General features: G+C 75.0%; 18 protein-coding genes. 6 read left to right on the top strand and 12 right to left on the bottom strand.

Annotation, left to right across the window (positions count from 1 at the left end; genetic code table 11):
• Positions 1 to 22: 22 nt before the first annotated feature.
• Positions 23 to 808 carry an RNA ligase family protein gene (locus AB0883_RS22135; protein ID WP_366643068.1) on the bottom strand — a complete coding sequence of 262 codons (786 nt, stop codon included), beginning with the start codon at positions 806 to 808 and terminating at the stop codon, positions 23 to 25.
• 168 nt (positions 809 to 976) lie between these two features.
• Here AB0883_RS22135 and AB0883_RS22140 point away from each other — a divergent pair, with 168 nt between their 5' ends.
• Positions 977 to 1,402: a type II toxin-antitoxin system Phd/YefM family antitoxin gene (locus AB0883_RS22140; RefSeq protein ID WP_366643069.1), complete on the top strand. Its 426-nt coding sequence runs from the start codon at positions 977 to 979 to the stop codon at positions 1,400 to 1,402.
• Between the two features lie 21 nt (positions 1,403 to 1,423).
• Here AB0883_RS22140 and AB0883_RS22145 read toward each other — a convergent pair whose 3' ends face one another.
• Genes AB0883_RS22145 through AB0883_RS22160 form a run of 4 tightly spaced genes read right to left on the bottom strand, consistent with a single transcriptional unit; the run spans position 1,424 to position 4,519 of the window.
• A complete protein-coding gene (locus tag AB0883_RS22145) occupies positions 1,424 to 2,488 on the bottom strand; it encodes an ABC transporter ATP-binding protein (RefSeq protein ID WP_366643070.1) in 1,065 nt (354 codons plus the stop codon).
• Positions 2,485 to 3,300, bottom strand: coding sequence for an ABC transporter permease (locus tag AB0883_RS22150; protein WP_366643072.1), 816 nt, complete (start codon positions 3,298 to 3,300; stop codon positions 2,485 to 2,487). The genes AB0883_RS22145 and AB0883_RS22150 overlap by 4 nt, the downstream gene beginning before the upstream one ends.
• Complete coding sequence (gene modA, locus AB0883_RS22155) at positions 3,297 to 4,058, bottom strand: molybdate ABC transporter substrate-binding protein (protein WP_366643356.1); 762 nt, start codon at positions 4,056 to 4,058, stop codon at positions 3,297 to 3,299. The genes AB0883_RS22150 and modA overlap by 4 nt, the downstream gene beginning before the upstream one ends.
• A 35-nt stretch (positions 4,059 to 4,093) precedes the next feature.
• Positions 4,094 to 4,519, bottom strand: coding sequence for a TOBE domain-containing protein (locus tag AB0883_RS22160; RefSeq protein ID WP_366643073.1), 426 nt, complete (start codon positions 4,517 to 4,519; stop codon positions 4,094 to 4,096).
• A gap of 199 nt (positions 4,520 to 4,718) precedes the next feature.
• Here AB0883_RS22160 and AB0883_RS22165 point away from each other — a divergent pair, with 199 nt between their 5' ends.
• Together AB0883_RS22165 and AB0883_RS22170 are read left to right on the top strand one after the other, a co-directional pair.
• The gene (locus AB0883_RS22165; protein WP_366643074.1) at positions 4,719 to 5,846 is read left to right on the top strand and encodes a transporter substrate-binding domain-containing protein; all 1,128 of its coding nucleotides are present in this window, start codon (positions 4,719 to 4,721) and stop codon (positions 5,844 to 5,846) included.
• Positions 5,738 to 6,844 carry a hypothetical protein gene (locus tag AB0883_RS22170; protein ID WP_366643075.1) on the top strand — a complete coding sequence of 369 codons (1,107 nt, stop codon included), beginning with the start codon at positions 5,738 to 5,740 and terminating at the stop codon, positions 6,842 to 6,844. Before AB0883_RS22165 ends, AB0883_RS22170 begins: the two co-directional genes overlap by 109 nt.
• Positions 6,845 to 6,908: 64 nt before the next feature.
• On the opposite strand, the gene AB0883_RS22175 is transcribed toward AB0883_RS22170, so the two are convergent.
• From AB0883_RS22175 to AB0883_RS22185, 3 genes are all read right to left on the bottom strand, one after another.
• Positions 6,909 to 7,301 (bottom strand): SCO5389 family protein, encoded by a 393-nt coding sequence (locus AB0883_RS22175; RefSeq protein WP_366643076.1) that lies wholly within the window; start codon positions 7,299 to 7,301, stop codon positions 6,909 to 6,911.
• Positions 7,302 to 7,574: 273 nt separating this feature from the next.
• Positions 7,575 to 8,069 carry an SsrA-binding protein SmpB gene (gene smpB / locus AB0883_RS22180; protein ID WP_366643078.1) on the bottom strand — a complete coding sequence of 165 codons (495 nt, stop codon included), beginning with the start codon at positions 8,067 to 8,069 and terminating at the stop codon, positions 7,575 to 7,577.
• Between the two features lie 46 nt (positions 8,070 to 8,115).
• Entirely contained in the window at positions 8,116 to 8,295 is a 180-nt protein-coding gene (locus AB0883_RS22185; RefSeq protein WP_366643079.1) for a hypothetical protein, read from the bottom strand.
• A gap of 68 nt (positions 8,296 to 8,363) precedes the next feature.
• Here AB0883_RS22185 and AB0883_RS22190 point away from each other — a divergent pair, with 68 nt between their 5' ends.
• Positions 8,364 to 8,903, top strand: coding sequence for an RNA 2'-phosphotransferase (locus tag AB0883_RS22190; RefSeq protein WP_366643080.1), 540 nt, complete (start codon positions 8,364 to 8,366; stop codon positions 8,901 to 8,903).
• A gap of 10 nt (positions 8,904 to 8,913) precedes the next feature.
• Here the strand turns inward: AB0883_RS22190 and AB0883_RS22195 are convergent, their stop codons facing one another.
• From AB0883_RS22195 to AB0883_RS22210, 4 genes are all read right to left on the bottom strand, one after another.
• Positions 8,914 to 9,426, bottom strand: a complete 513-nt coding sequence (locus tag AB0883_RS22195; RefSeq protein WP_366643081.1) for an NUDIX domain-containing protein — start codon at positions 9,424 to 9,426, stop codon at positions 8,914 to 8,916.
• 123 nt (positions 9,427 to 9,549) lie between these two features.
• The gene (locus tag AB0883_RS22200) at positions 9,550 to 10,098 is read right to left on the bottom strand and encodes an NADAR family protein (protein ID WP_366643082.1); all 549 of its coding nucleotides are present in this window, start codon (positions 10,096 to 10,098) and stop codon (positions 9,550 to 9,552) included.
• 144 nt (positions 10,099 to 10,242) lie between these two features.
• Positions 10,243 to 10,884 (bottom strand): SRPBCC family protein, encoded by a 642-nt coding sequence (locus AB0883_RS22205; protein ID WP_366643083.1) that lies wholly within the window; start codon positions 10,882 to 10,884, stop codon positions 10,243 to 10,245.
• Positions 10,881 to 11,261, bottom strand: a complete 381-nt coding sequence (locus AB0883_RS22210; protein WP_366643084.1) for a metalloregulator ArsR/SmtB family transcription factor — start codon at positions 11,259 to 11,261, stop codon at positions 10,881 to 10,883. The genes AB0883_RS22205 and AB0883_RS22210 overlap by 4 nt, the downstream gene beginning before the upstream one ends.
• A 185-nt stretch (positions 11,262 to 11,446) precedes the next feature.
• Between AB0883_RS22210 and AB0883_RS22215 the strand changes: the two genes are divergently transcribed.
• Together AB0883_RS22215 and fxsT are read left to right on the top strand one after the other, a co-directional pair.
• The gene (locus AB0883_RS22215) at positions 11,447 to 12,679 is read left to right on the top strand and encodes a TIR-like protein FxsC (protein ID WP_366643085.1); all 1,233 of its coding nucleotides are present in this window, start codon (positions 11,447 to 11,449) and stop codon (positions 12,677 to 12,679) included.
• 22 nt (positions 12,680 to 12,701) lie between these two features.
• Complete coding sequence (fxsT, locus tag AB0883_RS22220; protein WP_366643086.1) at positions 12,702 to 16,607, top strand: FxSxx-COOH system tetratricopeptide repeat protein; 3,906 nt, start codon at positions 12,702 to 12,704, stop codon at positions 16,605 to 16,607.
• Positions 16,608 to 16,616 lie beyond the last annotated feature (9 nt).

Here is a 16,616-nt window from a genome sequence, read left to right on the forward strand (position 1 = left end):
CGGGCGCGCCACCGAACCGTGGTCAGCGCCGGCCCTCGCGGCGCTTCAGGGTGCGCTCGTAGTCCTGGAACCGCGCCTTGGCGATGGCCGAGCGGTCCGCCGCGCGGAACACCAGCCCCTCGGACCTGCCGGCCGGTCCGTCCATGGCCACCAGGGTCCGGGGCAGGTGACCGGTGAGGAACGCGTGCGTCCCGGCGATGTCGTGGGGCAGGTCCCCGGCGGGGACGGTGGCCAGCCGGGGCACGGTCGGCAGGCCCAGCGCGTCGGCCCGCCCCACGAGGTCGGCCTCGCCGAGGAAGCGCTGGCCGCCGCCGTCGCGCCAGGCCGAGATCCGCGGGGTCGGCCAGTCGAGCATCGGCGCGGGGTCGTCCAGCACGGCCACGTCGAAGAGCCGGTGCCCGACCCGGCGCTCGGCGGTGTAGTGCCGGGCGGCGGCGGTGACCCTGCCGCCGTACACCTCCAGGTAGAACACCGTGATCCGGTCGTCCGCCGCCGCGACGGTGAGCCGCTCGGCCACGTCGCGCAGGGCGTCGACGATGCCGAGCGCGGGGTTGCCGATCAGGTCGCCGCGCGCGTACAGCAGTTCCTCGCGGCTGCCGATCAGGTACGCGCCGCCGGGCAGGACGACGATCCGGGCGTTCGTCCCGTCGATCTTCTCGGTGAGGGTGACCGGCCCGGTGAACGCCACGCACTCCGCCAGCAGGCCGCCGTCGCGGGGGTCCAGGGCGTGGTAGGTGGGGATGGACGGGTACTTGGTCAGTGAGTTGATCGTCCGCAGGTCGACCGTCCGGACGTCGAGGCGGGACACGGCAGCTCCTTCATGGTGGCGGGGTCCGCCGCGCCGGTTCGCGGTGCGGCGTCGGGCGGGCAGCGTATCCGCCGCGAGCGCCCCGGCTCGCGCCAGTTTTTCGGCCCGCGCGTCCAACCTGGACCGTCGGCGTGCGGAAATGTCGTACCCGGCGGCGACCATCCATTCATGGCTGTCCCCGCTCTCACCCCGCACACCGACCAGCCGCGTTCGGTGCCGCTGCGCGAGGCGCGCACCCGGCTCACCCAGCTCGTCGCGCTGGCCGAGTTGACCGACACCGTCACCGTCGTCACCCGCGACGGCGATCCCCGCCCGGTGGCCGCGATCGTCCCGGCGGCCGCCGCCCGCAGCGCCGCCCAGGCGCGTGCCGACACCGATCGCCTCGCCGCCGTCACCGCCGGCTGGGCCCGGCGCCTCGACGAGGCGCACCGGCGCAGCAGCCGCCGGCACGCCGCCGAGCTGCGCGCGGTCACCGCCGCCCTCGCCGAGGTCTGGGCCGAGCTCGACCGCCGGGTCACCCCGGGCAGCGACCCCGGTCTCGCCCGGCTCCGGGCCGCCCACGCCGACCTGCTGGCCGCCGACCCCGCCGCCTGACCCCGCTCCGGGCCGGGGGCGTCAACCGGCGGGGTACGCGTGGGTCTGCGCCGCCTTCACCGCCGCCCAGACCGGCTGGCCGGGGGCCAGTCGCAACTGCGCGGCGGCGGCCGGCGTGACGTCCGCGGACACCCCGATCGGCCCGTCGAGCTGCACCCGCAGGTCGTCGCCGTGCCGCTGCACGCCGGCCACCGTCGCCGCCCAGGTGTTGCGCGGGCTGCCCTCGGGACGCGACGGGTGCAGGGCCACCGCCGAGGGCCGGAAGGCGACGAAGACCTCCCCGGCGAGCCGGTCGGCGACGGTGAGGGTCAGTCCGTCGGCGACCCGGACCAGGTGCCCGTCGGCGTGGCCCCGGTGCAGGTTCAGCCCGACGAGCCGGGCCACGTAGTCGGTGCGTGGCCGCGCCGTGACGGTCGCGGCGTCCCCCTCCTGCACCACCCGGCCCTCCTCGACGACCACGAGCCGGTCGGCCAGCACCAGCGCGTCCAGCGGATCGTGGGTGACCAGCAGGGTGGCCCCCCGGTGCGCGGCGAGGTGCCGGTGCAGCTCGGCCCGGGTGTCCAGCCGGGTGCGTGCGTCGAGCGCGGCGAGCGGCTCGTCCAGCAGCAGCAGCGCCGGCTCGACGGCGAGCGCGCGGGCCAGCGCGACCCGCTGCGCCTGCCCGCCGGACAGGTGCCGGGGCCGGCGGTGGGCGTGCCCGGCCAGGCCGACCCGGTCCAGCCAGTCGTGGGCGGTCCGCCGGGCGGTACGCCGGTCGACGCCGTGCCGCCGGGGCCCGAACGCCACGTTCTCCAGTGCGCTCAGGTGCGGGAAGAGCAGGTAGTCCTGGAAGACCACGCCGATCGGCCGGCGCTCGGTCGGCGTCCAGGCGCGTCGCTGCGGCCGGTCCAGGTCGACGCCGTCGAGGGTGAGGTGCCCGGCGGTCAGCGGGAGCAGTCCGGCGAGCGCGCGCAGCGCGGTGGTCTTGCCCGCCCCGTTGGGGCCGAGCAGCGCGACCACCTCGCCGGCGGCGACCCGCAGCGCGACGTCGAGACGGAAGGCGTCCCGCTGCACCACGAGGTGCGCGTCGAGCAGGGGCGCGTTCACGGGCTGGTGATCCAGCGGTCGCGCAGCCCGGCGAGGATGGCCACCGAGACGGTGAGCAGCACGAGGCTGAGCACCACGGCGGCCTGCACGTCCGTCTCCAGCGCCAGGTAGACCGCCAGCGGCATGGTCTGCGTCCGCCCCGGATAGTTGCCGGCGAAGGTGATGGTGGCGCCGAACTCGCCGAGCGCCCGGGCCCAGCACAGCACCGCACCGGCCGCCAGGCCGGGAGCCACCAGGGGCAGGGTGACGTGGGTGAACGTCGTCCACCGGCCGGCGCCGAGGGTCGCCGCCGCCTCCTCGTACCGGCCGTCGGCGCCGCGCAGCGCCCCCTCCACGGCGATCACCAGGAACGGCATCGCCACGAACGCCTCCGCCAGCACCACACCGGCGGTGGTGAACGGCAGGGTGATCCCGAAGGTCGCGTCGAGCCAGCCGCCGAGCAGGCCCCGCCGGCCGAAGACCAGCAGCAGCGCCACCCCGCCGACCACGGGCGGCAGCACCAGCGGCACGGTGACGAGGGCGCGTACCAGGCGGCGGCCGGGGAACTCGACGCGGGCGAGCAGCCAGGCCAACGGCACCCCGAGCAGCAGGCAGAGCAGCGTGGCCAGGGTGGCGGTCAGCAGGGACAGCCGCAGCGCGGTGAGCACGCCCGGTGCGGCGAGCCGCTGCGGAAGGGTGGCCCACGGCGTACGGGCCAGCAGCCCGAGCAGCGGCAGGACGAGGAAGACCACGCCCAGCACGGCCGGCAGCAGCAGCGCGACGGGCACCCCGGCGCCCCGCCGCCGGGCCGTCCGGACGTGGATACGCGTCACGGGGCCTGGAACCCGGCCTCGGTGAGCACCGCGCGCCCCCGCTCCGAGCGGACGTACGCGACGAACGCCCGCGCGCCGTCGCGGTTCGGCGCGTCCCGCAGCGCGACGATCGGGTAGTCGTTGACGGCGCGGGCGGACTCGGGGAACTCGACGGCCGTCACGTCGGCCGCGGCGGCCAGGGCGTCCGTGCGGTAGACGAGGGCCGCGTCGACCTCGCCGAGCCGCACCTTGGACAGCGCGCCCCGCACGTCCTGCTCCAGGGTGACCGGGGTGAGGGCGACCGAGGCGGCGTCGAGCGCCGTCCGCGCCGCCGCCCCGCAGGGCACCTGCTCGGCGCAGAGCGCGACCTTCACCCCCGGCCGGGCCAGGTCGGCCGGCCCCGCGACGCCCCGCGGGTTGCCCTTCGGCACGGCGACGACGAGCTGGTTGCGGGCGAAGACCACCGGGTCGCCGTCGGCGTTGCCCGCTCCGGTGACCGTGGCCATGTTCCGCGTCGCCGCCGAGGCGAACACGTCGGCGGGCGCGCCCTGGTTGACCTGGGCGGCCAGCGCCGCGCTGCCGGCGAAGTTGAGCACGACGGTGGTGCCAGGGTGGGCCGCCTCGAAGTCCCGGCCCAGCCGGGTGAACGACTCGGTCAGCGAGGCCGCGGCGAACACGGTCACCGTGCCGCCGGCACCCGGGCCATCCGCCGACCCGCCGCCGGAGGCGCTCACGCCGCCGCAGCCGGCCACGGCGGCGAGGGCCAGCACCACCGCCATCACGCCCGCCGTCCCGCGGCGCGGCCGTTGCGCCCTCACGAGCCCTGCCTCCCCCGGGAGGCCCCCGGCGGGGAGGCGCGTTCCACCACCACCGTGGTCGACTTGATCACCGCGACGGCCAGCGAGCCGACCCGCAGGTCCAGCTCGTCGACCGCCTCGCGGCTCATCAGCGAGACGATCCGGAACGGCCCGGCCTGGATGTCGACCTGCGCCATCACCGTGTCCTTGACGACGTTGACCACGATGCCGCGCAGGCGGTTGCGGGCCGAGGAGGCGTCCGACCGGTCGTCCGGGTCGGCGGCCTGACCGCGCGCGAACGCCGCCAGGTCGACCCCGTCGATCGCCCGGTGCCCGTGCGCGTCGCGGCCGGCGGCGAGCCGCCCGGCGTCGACCCACCGGCGTACGGTGTCGGCGCTGACCCCGAGCAGCTCGGCGGCCTCTCCGATGCGGAACGTCGTCACCGGCCCACCCTACCGGCCGGCAGATGCGAGGTCGGAAAGCGGGCGGCTCCCGTGGTTGCTGCCGCGAGTGGCCACCAGGCCTGGCGTACGCGGCGGCGGGGGCCGGCGACACGACCGCCCCTGTCGCATGCTGTCGCGGCGCGGCGGGATAGACCACAATGAAGGGCTCGCACGGGGGACGGCGACGGGGAGGGCCGAGTTGGGTCGGGACGACGAGACCAGCAGCACCCCACCGGCGCCGGCGTCGGCGGCACCCGCCCGCGCGTCCCGGTCCCGGCAGGTGCGCCTGGCGGCCCTGCTGCTCCTGCTGGTGGTGGTCGTGGCGGCCACGGTACGGGTGGTCGTGGCCACCGGCCCGCCCACCTGGGACGAGCTGCGCGAGCGGGCCGGGCTGACCAACCGGGACAGGCTCGTGATCGGGGTCAAGGACGACCAGCCGGGCGTGGCGCAGAAGCTGGAGAACGGCGCGTTCGAGGGCTTCGACATCGACATCGCGTACATGATCGCCGAGGACCTGGGCTTCGACGCCCCGGAGGTGACGCTGCTGTCGATCGAGAGCGAGGACCGGGCCCGCCGGCAGGCGCGCGACGCCAACGGCAGCTTCGTCACCGTCGACCTGGTGATCGCCTCCTACAGCGTCACCGAGCAGCGCCGGGACCAGGGCGTCGTCTTCTCCTTCCCGTACCTGGAGACCGAGCAGTCCGTGCTGACGCTCGCGTCCGATCCCCGACAGGTCGCCAGCCTGCGCGACCTCGACCGGGCGAAGGTCTGCACGCTGGGCACGTCCACCTCGGAGCAGCGCCTGCGCGAGGCGGGCGCGAACCCGATCGGCCGCAACCGGATCAGCCAGTGCGTCCAGGCGCTCTACGACGGCGAGGTCGACGCGGTCACCACCGACGCGGCCATCCTGGCCGGCTTCGTGGGCCCGCGCCCGCCGGGCGAGCTGCCGCCGGCGACGAAGCTGCTGCGACGCAAGGAACTGAGGCACTGGGACATCGGCGCGGAGGCGGCGGAGAAGTGGGGCGTGAACACCGGCCCCAATCCGGCGATGCGGGACCTGGTCAACCTCTCCCTCTACCAGTCGGCGAAGGGCCCCGACGGCGACCGGTGGAAGGCGGCGTTCGACCGGTACCTGGCCTCGGAGCAGCAGTACAGCAACCCGCAGCAGGTGGCGGTCGGTCGGCAGCCGGAGCCCGAGGAGACGGTGGAGGTGCGGCAGTGGCCGTGGGAGAGATGGGCCCTGCCGTCTCCGAGCCGGCCGCGATCGGTCGCGCCGACCGCCGCCCGGGCACCAAGCAGGCGCAACAGGCGCAGCAGTGGCTGCTGACGCTGCTGCCGGCGTTCCCGGTGCTGCTGCTGGTGCTGCGGCTCTGGCGACTCAGCCGGCAGGACATGCCGACGATGCTGCTGCTGGTGCAGTACGTCAGCCCGCTCGGGCTGCTCAGCGCCCTGCTGATCGCGCTGGTGTGGGCGTTCCCGCTGGTGGTGCTGGTGCTGGCCGTCCTCGGTCGGCTGCTCCAGGTGAGCGCGCCTGACCGGTTCGACCCGGAACGCTCGCTGCTCGCCTACGGCACCGTGCGTACCCCCGGTTGGGTGCTGGTGGCGGCGACCGCCCTGGCGGCGCTCACCTGGCAGCTGCGGTTCCTGCCGCTGCTGATGATGCTCGCCCTCTGGCTGCTGGCGCTGCGGACCCGGCTGCGTCATCCGGACCGGCCCCGCCTGCTCCTGCTCGCCACCCTGGTGCTGCCGGTCGTGGCGGCGACCGCGAGCTACGCGTGGCTGGCGCCCGCCGTGCCGGCCGCGATCCGCGACGGCGAGCTGGCCACGGCCCTGCTGCTGGTCGTGCCGCCGCTGGGAGCCGTGGTGCTCACCGGCCCGGTGCCGCGCCCGGTCGCCCCGGCGCTGACCCGCGTCCTCGCCTACGTGGTGGCGGCGGTGGTGCCGCTGGTGACGGGCGTGGTCTTCCTGCGGGTGCCGCTGCTGCCCGCGGTCGCCGTCGAGGTCGGCCCGGAGGCGGGCCCGGTCCGGGAGGTGGTACGCGGCCAGGCGGTCACGGTGACCGACCGGATGACGATCGTGCTCGACGGGCGGGGCGCCGTGCGCTTCCTGCCCAACGACCACGTGCGCGGGCAGCTCCTCTGCCCCGACCCGGGGCGGATCCCGGTCACCCGCGTGGACGTGTACGGCTGGCACGTGGAGGAGACGGCGCTGGACTGGATGATCCCCCGGCAGCCGGTGGGGCGGCCGGACCCGCGCTGCCTGGGCCGGCTACCGGCCGGGGACCCCGCCGACCCGGCCGCGCCGCCGTCTCCCGGCCCCCGCTGACGGCCCGGCGGGCGGGGCGGGCCCTCGACGCCCCGTCCCGCCCGCCGGCCCCGATCCGGCGGAATCAGCAGTTGCGCAGCTCGGGGGACTGGTTGAGCAGCTGGCCCCGGGCGGAGACGAACCGCCGGTACGCGTCGGAGTCGACGGCCGCCGGGCGGAACGCGGCGACCCGGTGGCAGTTCTGGAAGGCGAGCTTGACGTCGAAGTGCCGCTCCAGGCCGGCGCGGATGGCGTCGCTGGCGAGCGCCCGCAGCAGCTGGCCGCGTTCGGCCTCGGTGGGCGGCGGGATGACGTTGTCGGCGTGGTCCGCGCCGGTGGACGCCAGTTCGGCGGCCACCCGGCTGACCGTCTGCCAGGCGTACGGCAGCGAGTCGCGGACGCAGGCGACGAACTCGGCGTCGTCGACGGGGCCGCGCTCGGCGGCGTCGAGCAGGGCGGGCGGGACGGTGAGAGACATGCCTTTCCTCCGTTCAGTGATAATGACTACTGTTTTCATTACCGCGCGGCAGAGGGAGCACATCACGATGGGGGCGTCGCGTCAACGACTGTCCGGCGTGCCGCGCCGACCCACCGTGACGGCGATGGCCGGACGCGGTGGTCCTCGGCCTGCGATCGCCGGTGACGACGTGCGGAGCGAACGCCGACGGGCCGGAACGGCGCCCGGGCGGCCGAGGGGACGGTCGACGCGTCGGCCCGGTGCGTGGCCGGCGCGCGGAGGCGACGGGAGCGGTCAGCCCCGCCGCGGGGAGCGGCCCTTGAGGTGGCGCCCCAGCTCCCGGGCGATCTCCCGCTCGGCGTCGCGCTCGGCGAGCGCCTGCCGCTTGTCGTACGACTTCCTGCCCTTCGCAAGGGCCAGCTCGACCTTCGCCCAACCGCCCGAGAAGTACATCGACAGGGGCACCAGGGTCAGGCCGCCCTCGCGGGTCCGCTCCAGGATCCGGGCGATCTCCACCCGGCGCAGCAGCAGCTTGCGGGTGCGCCGGGGCGCGTGGTTGGTCCAGCTGCCGAAGCCGTACTCGGCGATGTGCAGCCCGTACAGCATCAGTTCGCCGTCGCGCTCCTGGGCGAACGCGTCGACCAGCGACGCCCGGCCCTCGCGCAGCGACTTGACCTCGGTGCCGGCCAGCACGACGCCCGCCTCGTAGGTCTTGAGGATCGTGTAGTCGTGCCGCGCCTTCTTGTTGGAGGCGATCAGCCTGCGCTCGGTCTGCCGGGCCGCGTTCACCCGGTCGAGGATATCGGCCGCCCGCCGGCGCGACAGGCCGGGCGGATCAGGCGGGCGGCGGCGCCTGCCGGCGCGGCCGGTCGGCCAGCTCCTCCACCGCCGCCGCGAAGCGCACGTCGGGCTCGTCCGGCCAGTGCCCCAGGATCGGCGGCGGGACGCTGTCGCTCGGCGGGGCCACCACCTCCCACGGGTCGCGCAGCGGGGTGCCGCCGCGTGGTCCGTCCACGCCGAGGACGCGGCGCGTCCGGCCGAATCCGATGGCGCCGGCGGTGCCCGGCGGGGGAGACTCCGCCAATGGATCACCGGGCGATGGTGCGGCTGAGCAAGCGGATGTCCCTGGCGTTGCGGCACGAGCCCGCCCGGTTCGGCCTCGTGCCCGACCGGGCCGGCTGGGTGTCGGTCGACGACCTGCTCGCCGCGCTCGGGATGGAACGCGCCGACCTGGACGCCGTGGTGGCGGGCAACGACAAGCAGCGCTTCGCCGTGGAACGCGGCGCCGACGGCGTCGAACGGATCCGGGCCAACCAGGGGCACTCGATCCCGGTCGACCTGGAACTGGCGCCCAGCCCGCCGCCGGCGCGGCTCTACCACGGCACCAGCCGTGTCGCGCTCGACTCGATCCGGGCCACCGGCCTGCACCGGGCCGGCCGGCACCACGTCCACCTGTCGCCGGACGTGGCGACCGCCCGGCGGGTGGGTGCCCGCCGGCCGGGCGAGCTGGTGGTGCTGACCGTGGACGCGGCGGCGATGGCCCGCGACGGGCACGCCTTCTACCGCAGCGCCAACGGCGTCTGGCTGACCGACGCGGTGCCCGCCCGGTACCTGACCGACTGAGCGGTCCGGCTCAGCCCGCGCGCCGGGCGAGGAAGTCGGCGAGGACCCGGGTGTGGGTCGAGAAGGCCAGCTCCGTCGGCTCGGTGAGCACCAGCCACTCGGTGGCCTCCTCGGTCGGCGCCGACGGCGGCAGCGTGTCGGCCCGCCGCTCGGGCAGCTCGCCGAAGACCATCATCGTGCCGCCGGCCGGGGCGCCGTGCACCGCGAGGAGCCGGGCGTCGGCGGCGTCGGCGCGCAGGCCGGTCTCCTCCCACAGCTCCCGGACCAGCGCCTCCTGCCACTCCTCGCCGTACTCGATGAAGCCACCCGGCAGCGCGAGCTGGCCGCGGGCGGGCTCGATGTCGCGGCGCACGACGACCACCCCGAGGCCCCGGGCCGTGCGGACCGGCAGCACCGCCACCGCGACGGGCAGCGGGTTGCGCCACACCGTCCCGCCGCAGGCCGCGCAGACCCGCGGCCACCCGGCCGCCGCCGGATAGGCGGCGCCGCAGAAGGAGCAGTGGGAGTACGCCACGGCGGTCATGCCGCAGCACGTTACCCGGCGCACCCGCGGCCGCCGCGACGTCCCGCCGGGGCGGGCGCCGACGGGACGTCGCGGCGGGCCCCGGCGCTCACCGGGCGCCCTCGAACGGCCCGGCCCCGGTGCTCACCGCAGGGCGTCGCGGGCCGCCATGAGGGCGAATCCGAGCAGGTTGGCGCCCTGCCAGCGCGCCGGATCGTCCGCGCGCGGGTCGTCGGCGGCCAGGCCGATGCCCCAGACGCGGTCGAGCGGGCTGGCCTCCACGAGCACCCGTTCACCGGTGCCGAGCAGGAACGCCCGCAGGTCGTCGTGCTGGCCGAACTTGGCGACGCTGCCCGCCACCACGATGTCGTGCCGCCGGGCCTCCCAGGTCACCTGGTCGAAGCCCCGCACCTGGCGGCCGATCGACTTGGCGCGCTGGGGATGCCCGGCGGCCAGGATCCTGTCGGCGGCCGGCGCGTCGCCGAACAGCATCGCCTTGTGCCACATCATCCAGTGCTCGGCGGTGGCGTACGTCCGCTCGCCGTCGGTGAACGGGGCCGGCCACCACTGGCTCAGGCAGCCGGGCCCCACGCTGCCGTCACGCTGCGGTCGGTGCCCCCAGAAGTGCAGGTAGCGGATCTTCTCGCCGGCGTGGACGGCGGCGACGAGCTCGGCGACGGATCGTGGCGACATGGCGGCGAGTCTGCCCGAGGGGCCCGACGCGACGCGCGCGCTTTTCCGGCCGCCCGCCCGACGTGCGGGGCGGGGCGGTCGCCGCGCCGACCGCCCCGGGTGCGCGGCCGGCCGCCGCGCCGACCGCCCGGGTGCGCGCGGCGGTCAGGCCGTCGGCGCGCCGGTGTAGAAGGCGGTGGTGCGCTCCACGGCCCCCCGGGCGGCCTCGGCGTCGGTGCCGTCGGCGACGCTCGCCTCGCCCCACCGCTCGCTGCTCGCCGTCACGAACTGCCGGCCCTGCTCGGAGACCGACCAGGCCTCGCTCTCCTCGGGGGTGACCCCGCTGCCGTCGGCGGCCAGGTGCGACGCCAGGCCGAGCAGCGCCAGGTCCCAGCCGACCCCGAGGGCGCCCGGACCGAACTGGTCCCAGCGCTCCTGGTCGACGTGCGCGACGTGCTCCAGCTCGAACCGGGTCCGGTCGTCCTCGACCGGCGTCAGCCGCACCTCGATCCAGCTCACCTCGCCGCCGAACTCCCAGGTGGCGGCGAACCCCTTCGGCGGGTCGCAGCGCTCGATCGTGCCACCGGCGTTGCCCTCCAGCTGGTAGCGGCCGTCCAGCCGCAGGTCACCGGAGACCGGCATGAACCAGCGGGGGATCCGTTCGGCGTTGGTGCAGGCGTCCCAGACGTCCTCCAGCGGCGCGTCGTACGTCTGGCTGATGGTCATCACCCGGGCCTCGCCGGCCTCCAGCACCCGCCGGCCGAGCTGGCGGCGTACGGCGTTGATCTGCTCGGTCGCGTCGATCATCGGTCTCTCCCGTGGTCGGTCGTGTCGTCTGTCGTGGGCGGCTGCTCGCGCAGCCGCCGTTCGCGCTTGCCTCGGGCCAGCTCGGTGGCGAGGGCGTGCAGGGGCGGCGTCCAGAACCGCCGGAAGTTCTCGAGCCAGCGGTCGACCTCCCGCAGCGGCCGGGGATCGACGGCGTAGAGACGCCGGGTCCCCTCCGCCCGCACGGTGGCGAAGCCGTTGTCCCGCAGCACCTTCAGGTGCTGGGAGACGGCCGGCTGGGAGATCCCGAACTCCCGCCGGATCACGTCGCACAGCCCGCCGGCGGTCGTCTCGCCGTCGGTGAGCAGTTCGAGGATGCGGCGCCGCACCGGGTCACCGAGTACGTCGAAGGCGTGCACGGACCGTTTGTATCACGCCTGACTTATTTAAGCGAATGGTGATGACGTGCCGCGCCGCCCGGCACCCGGAAACCGTCGGGGATACGACTCTCCGCAGGGCCGGTGCGAAGATCGCACGAGACTACCCTGGCATCGACGGACTTATAATTTCCGTACGGTCGTGGAACCCGTGAGCGGAGGCGGGCGTGCCACTCTTCTTCCTGAGCTACGCCCACGAGGACAACCGCAACGGGCAGGTGCAGGAGTTCTTCGGCGACCTCAGCGAGGCGGTGGCCCGGCTGGCCGGCGTGGGATGGGACGAGGCAGGATTCATCGACGGGCAGCTGCCGCTCGGCGCGACCTGGTCGCACGAACTGGCCGACGCGCTCGCCGCCAGTTCCTGCCTGGTGGCGCTGACCTCTCCCCGCTACGTGGTGAGCGACTACTGCGGACGCGAGTTCCGCGTCTTCGCCGACCGGGTGGACGCGCACGAGCGGGAGTTCCGCCGCCGTCCCCCCGCAGTCCTGCCGATCCGCTGGATCCCCTGCGACCGCATGCCCGAGGCGCTGACCGGCTTCCAGCACAAGAACTTCCCGGCCGGCGCGGTGTACGCCCAGGACGGGCTGCTCACCCTCAAGCAGCGTCGCCGGCACCACGACGACTACCAGGACTTCGTCGACGCGCTGGCCAAGCACATCGTGCAGACCGACCGTGACCACCGACTCGCCCGCCCCGCCCGGCGTCCGGTGCTCGCCGAGGTCACCAGCGCCTTCGAGGCGCCGCGCCGGCGGCCGGCGGCCGGGTCGCCGGCCGCGCGGGTGCCGCGCGCGACCAGCGCCCGGCACGTCTGGTTCGTCCTGGCCGCCGGCAGCTCGGCGGAGCTGGCCGGCACCCGGCCGGGGGCGGAGGAGCGCTACGGCGCGCTCGCCCGGGACTGGCGGCCGTACCGCCCCGAACTGGAGGCGCCGATCGGCAGCTACGCCGGGGCCATCGCCACCACCAAGAGCTACGGCTGGACGGTGGAGGACGCCGCCGACCTCGCCGAGGTGCGGGAGTGGGCCCGGGCGCACAACCAGATCGTCGTGCTCGTGGTGGACGTCTGGTCGGCCGGCCTGCCACGCTACGAGCTCACCCTGGTCGGCTACGACCGCGACCCCGACACCACCACCCCGGTGCTGGTGCCCTGGACGGCCGCCGACGACGCGGCGGCCGACGGCAACCAACGGATGTGGGAGACCCTGGCACGCGTCCTCTCGCACCACGTGGTGCGCAACGATCCCGCGATGTGGCGACCCGAGATCAGCACCGCCGGCCGCTTCCACGCCGAGCTGGAGGACGCGCTGGTCGTGGCCCAGAGCCGCATCTACCGTACGGGGACGGTCTACCAGGAGCCGCCGTCGGACGGCCCGGTGCACCGCCCGATCCTCGAAGGTCCCTGATGGAGGCGGGTAGCCGATGGCGGTGAACGACACGGCACGTGGGCAGATCGTCACGTTCTACTCGTACAAGGGCGGCACGGGACGCACGATGGCGCTGGCCAACGTCGCCTGGATCCTGGCCAGCCAGGGCCTCCAGGTCCTCGTGGTGGACTGGGACCTGGAATCGCCGGGCCTGCACCGCTACTTCCACCCGTTCCTGCGCGACTCCGAGCTGCGGGCCACCCCCGGGGTCATCGAGATGATCTGGGACTACTCGATGGCGACCATGCAGCGCACCCCCGCCGACGACCCGCAGGAACTGCTCGCCGGGCACGCCAAGATCCAGCGGCGGGCGGTCTCGCTGAACTGGGAGTTCCCGCACGGCGGCGTGATCGACTTCGTGGCGGCGGGCCAGCAGGACGCGGCGTACTCGCGGCTGGTGAGCACGTTCGACTGGTCGAACTTCTACGAACGCCAGGGCGGCGCGGCCTTCTTCGACGCGGTCCGCGCCCAGATGCGCGCCGAGTACGACATCGTGCTGGTCGACAGCCGGACGGGCCTGAGCGACGTCGCGGGCATCTGCACCGTGCAGCTGCCCGACACCGTCGTCAACTGCTTCACCATGTCCACACAGAGCATCCGGGGCGCGGCGGCCGTGGCCCGCTCGATCCGCGCCCAGCGCCCGGACGACCCACCGCTGCTCGTGCCCGTGCCGACCCGGGTGGAGGACGCCGAGCTGCGCAAGCTGGAGACCGGCCGGGACCTGGTCCGGGCGGAGTTCGCGTCGTTCCTCGACCACCTCTCCGACGCCGCGCGGGCCCGCTACTGGAACACCATCGAGGTGCCGTACCGCACGTTCTACGCCTACGAGGAGATCCTCGCCGCGTTCGGCGACCGCCCGGAGCAGTCCGGCACCCTGCTCGCGGCGTACGAGCAGCTCGCCTCCGTGGTGACCGGGGGCCGGGTCACCCGGCTGGAGCCGATGCCGGAGGAGGAGCGGCGCCGGTCGCTGACCGCGTTCGAGCGTTCCCGGCTCACCGCCGAGCAGACCGTGCTGGTCGGCTACGCCTCGATGGACCGGCTCTGGGCGGAGTGGGTCAGCGACCAGCTCGAGGAGGCCGGCCTGCGGGTGGACCGGCGCGCGGTCGACGTACCCGTCCGGGCGGGTGGGCGGGCCGAGTTCGACCGCGCGCTCGCCGCTGCCAGCCGGGTGCTGGTCGTGCTGACCCGGCACTTCGCGGCCACTCCGCTGGCCGGGGAGGCCTGGAAGGTCGCCGCCAGCCGGGACCAGATCGCCGGCGCCGGCGTCCTGGTGCCGCTGCGCGTCGACGAGTCCCGGCTCACCCTGCCCTACACCGACCGTACGCCGGTCGACCTCACCGACGCCGACGCCGGCACCGCCCGGGCCCTGCTGCTCGAGGAGGTCGGCGCACCCGCGCACGCGGTCACCGGCCGGGCGGTCGGCCGGTTCCCCGGATCGTTCCCCGGGGTCTGGAACGTGCGCCAGCACGGCACCACCTTCGTCGGCCGGGCGGCGCAGTTGGAGGCGCTGCGCGACCGGCTGACCGCCTCGCCCGCCTCCGGCGTGCAAGTGGTCCACGGTCTGGGCGGGGTCGGCAAGACCCAGCTCGCCGCCGAGTACGCGCTCCGCTTCGCCCGCGACTACGACGTGGTCTGGTGGATTCCCGCCGACAGCGAGGAGCGGATCCGGGGTGGACTGGCCGACCTCGCCGAGGCGATGGGGCTCGGCACCGGCGGCGGCGGCGAGGCGGTCCGGCGGGTGCTCGACGCGCTGCGCCGGGGCGGCCCCGGCCGGCGTTGGCTGGTCGTCATGGACAACGCCGACGAACCGTCCCGGGCCACCCGGGCGCTCATCCCGCAGGGCCCGGGCCACGTCCTGCTCACCACCCGCGACCAGACCTGGAGCGAGTACGCCACGGCCACCGAGCTGACGGTCTTCGACCGGATGGAGAGCGTCCAGCTGCTGCGCGAGCGCGTCCGGGGGCTCACCGAGGACGAGGCGACCCAGGTCGCGGAGAAGCTCGGCGACCTGCCGCTGGCGGTCGAGCAGGGCGCGGCCTACCTGCGGGCCACCGCGTTGCCGGTGGAGCAGTACCTCGCGTCGCTGGACACCCCCGGCCTGCTGCGCATCCTGGAGGGCCGGCAGTCGGCCGGCTACTCCAAGGCGCTCGCCGCGACCTGGCTGGTGACCCTGCGCCAACTGCGGCAGGAGAAGCCCGCCGCCGCGCGCCTGCTGGAGCTGTGCTCGTACTACGCCCCCGAACCGATCCCGGTCGCGATGCTCACCGGCGAGCGGTTCGCCGTCTTCATGGCCCCGTTCGACCCCACCCTCACCGACCCGATCCTGCAGGGACTGGTCACCGCCGAGCTGGGGCGGTACGGCCTCGCCCAGGTCGACGCGGAGAACAACACCGTCCGCATCCACCGGCTCGTGCAGCTGGTCATCAAGGACCAGCTCGACGATCCGGCCGAGACCCGCCGCCAGGCCCAGCTGCTGCTCGCCGCCGCCAGCCCCCGCGACCCGGACAAGCCGGCCAACTGGCCGCGTTACGCCGAGCTGTGGCCGCACGTACGGCCCTCGGCGCTGCACGAGTCGACGGCCGAGGAGGCCCGCCAGCTCGTCGCCGACACGGTGCGCTACCTCTACCGGCGCGGGGACTACGAGACCGGGCGTTCGCTGGCCGAGGACGCGCTGGACCGCTGGCGCGACACCGACGACGACGACCCGACCAAGCTGCGGATGCGGTTCCACCTGGCCAACGTCCTTCGGGCACAGAGCCTCTTCGACCGGGCCTTCGAGATCGACCAGGACGTCTACGACCGGCAACGGCGGATCTTCGGCGAGCAGCACCTCTACACCCTGATGACCGCCCGCAGCCTCGGCGCCGACCTGCGCGCCCAGGGCCGCTACCACGACGCCGAGCAGCGCGACCGGCGCACCCTGGAGCTGAGCATCCGCAGCTTCGGCGAGGACAGCGGCCGTACCCTCACCGCCGAGAACAACCTCGCCGTCTCGCTGCGCCTGGTCGGCCACTTCCGCGAGGCGGCCCAGCTCGACCAGCACATCTACGAGCGGCGCCGGGAGCGCTTCGGCGAGGAGGACCCGTCCACCCTCGCCTCGGCCAGCAACTACGGTCGGGGGCTGCGCGACACCGGGGAGCTGTGGCGCTCGCACAGCGTCCTGCAACGCACCTCCGCCACCCAGCAGAAGGTCATCGGCCCCGACCACCCGGAGACCCTGCGTACCGCCAAGGAGCTGGCGCTGACCCTGCGCCAGCTCGGCCGCTTCGCCGACGCCCACCGGGTGCTGGAACGGACGGTGGTGCGTTACCAGCGCACCCTCGGCGGCGACCACGCCGACACCCTCTCCTGCGAGATGGCGCTGGCCACCACCTGGTCGGCGGTCGGCGACAACCCCACCGCGCTGCGGATGGCGCGGCGGCTGCGCGACGGCTACACCGAGGTGCTCGGCGCCGACCACGCGATCACCCTGGCCTGCCTCAACAACCTCGGCGTGTTCCTGCGCAAGGCCGGTGAACACCCGCAGTCCCGCGACCTCGCCCAGCGGGTGCGCGACCAACTCCTGGCCAGCCTCGGCGAGCGGCACCCGCACACCCTGCTCGCCACGCTCAACCTCGCCAACGACCTGTTCGCCCTCGGCGAGCGGGACGCCGCACTGCTGCTGGACACCACCGCGTACGTCGAGCTGACCCGGGCGTTCGGCGCCGACCACCCGGACACGGTGTCGGCGTCGGTCAACCTGGCCGTCAGCAGGATGGCCACCGAGAGCGAGGCCGACGCCGGCCGCGCCCTCTACGACGACGCTTTCGGCCAGTTGGTGCAGCTGTTCGGCGGCGACAACCCGCGGGTGGTCCAGGCCCGCCAGCGGGACCGGTTCAACGGCTACATCGAGCCCGCCCTGCTCTGACCCGGCCGC

The sequence above is a fragment of the Micromonospora sp. NPDC047812 genome, assembly GCF_040704175.1.
Lineage (GTDB): Bacteria > Actinomycetota > Actinomycetes > Mycobacteriales > Micromonosporaceae > Micromonospora.

Excerpts from the sequence above, each read along its gene's own strand:
- AB0883_RS22195 (WP_366643081.1), bottom strand. The coding sequence starts at position 9,426 with ATGACCGCCGTGGCGTACTCCCACTGCTCCTTCTGCGGCGCCGCCTAT.
- AB0883_RS22140 (WP_366643069.1), top strand. The coding sequence starts at position 977 with ATGGCTGTCCCCGCTCTCACCCCGCACACCGACCAGCCGCGTTCGGTG.
- AB0883_RS22205 (WP_366643083.1), bottom strand. The coding sequence starts at position 10,884 with ATGATCGACGCGACCGAGCAGATCAACGCCGTACGCCGCCAGCTCGGC.
- AB0883_RS22175 (WP_366643076.1), bottom strand. The coding sequence starts at position 7,301 with ATGTCTCTCACCGTCCCGCCCGCCCTGCTCGACGCCGCCGAGCGCGGC.
- AB0883_RS22190 (WP_366643080.1), top strand. The coding sequence starts at position 8,364 with ATGGATCACCGGGCGATGGTGCGGCTGAGCAAGCGGATGTCCCTGGCG.
- AB0883_RS22200 (WP_366643082.1), bottom strand. The coding sequence starts at position 10,098 with ATGTCGCCACGATCCGTCGCCGAGCTCGTCGCCGCCGTCCACGCCGGC.
- modA (WP_366643356.1), bottom strand. The coding sequence starts at position 4,058 with ATGGCGGTGGTGCTGGCCCTCGCCGCCGTGGCCGGCTGCGGCGGCGTG.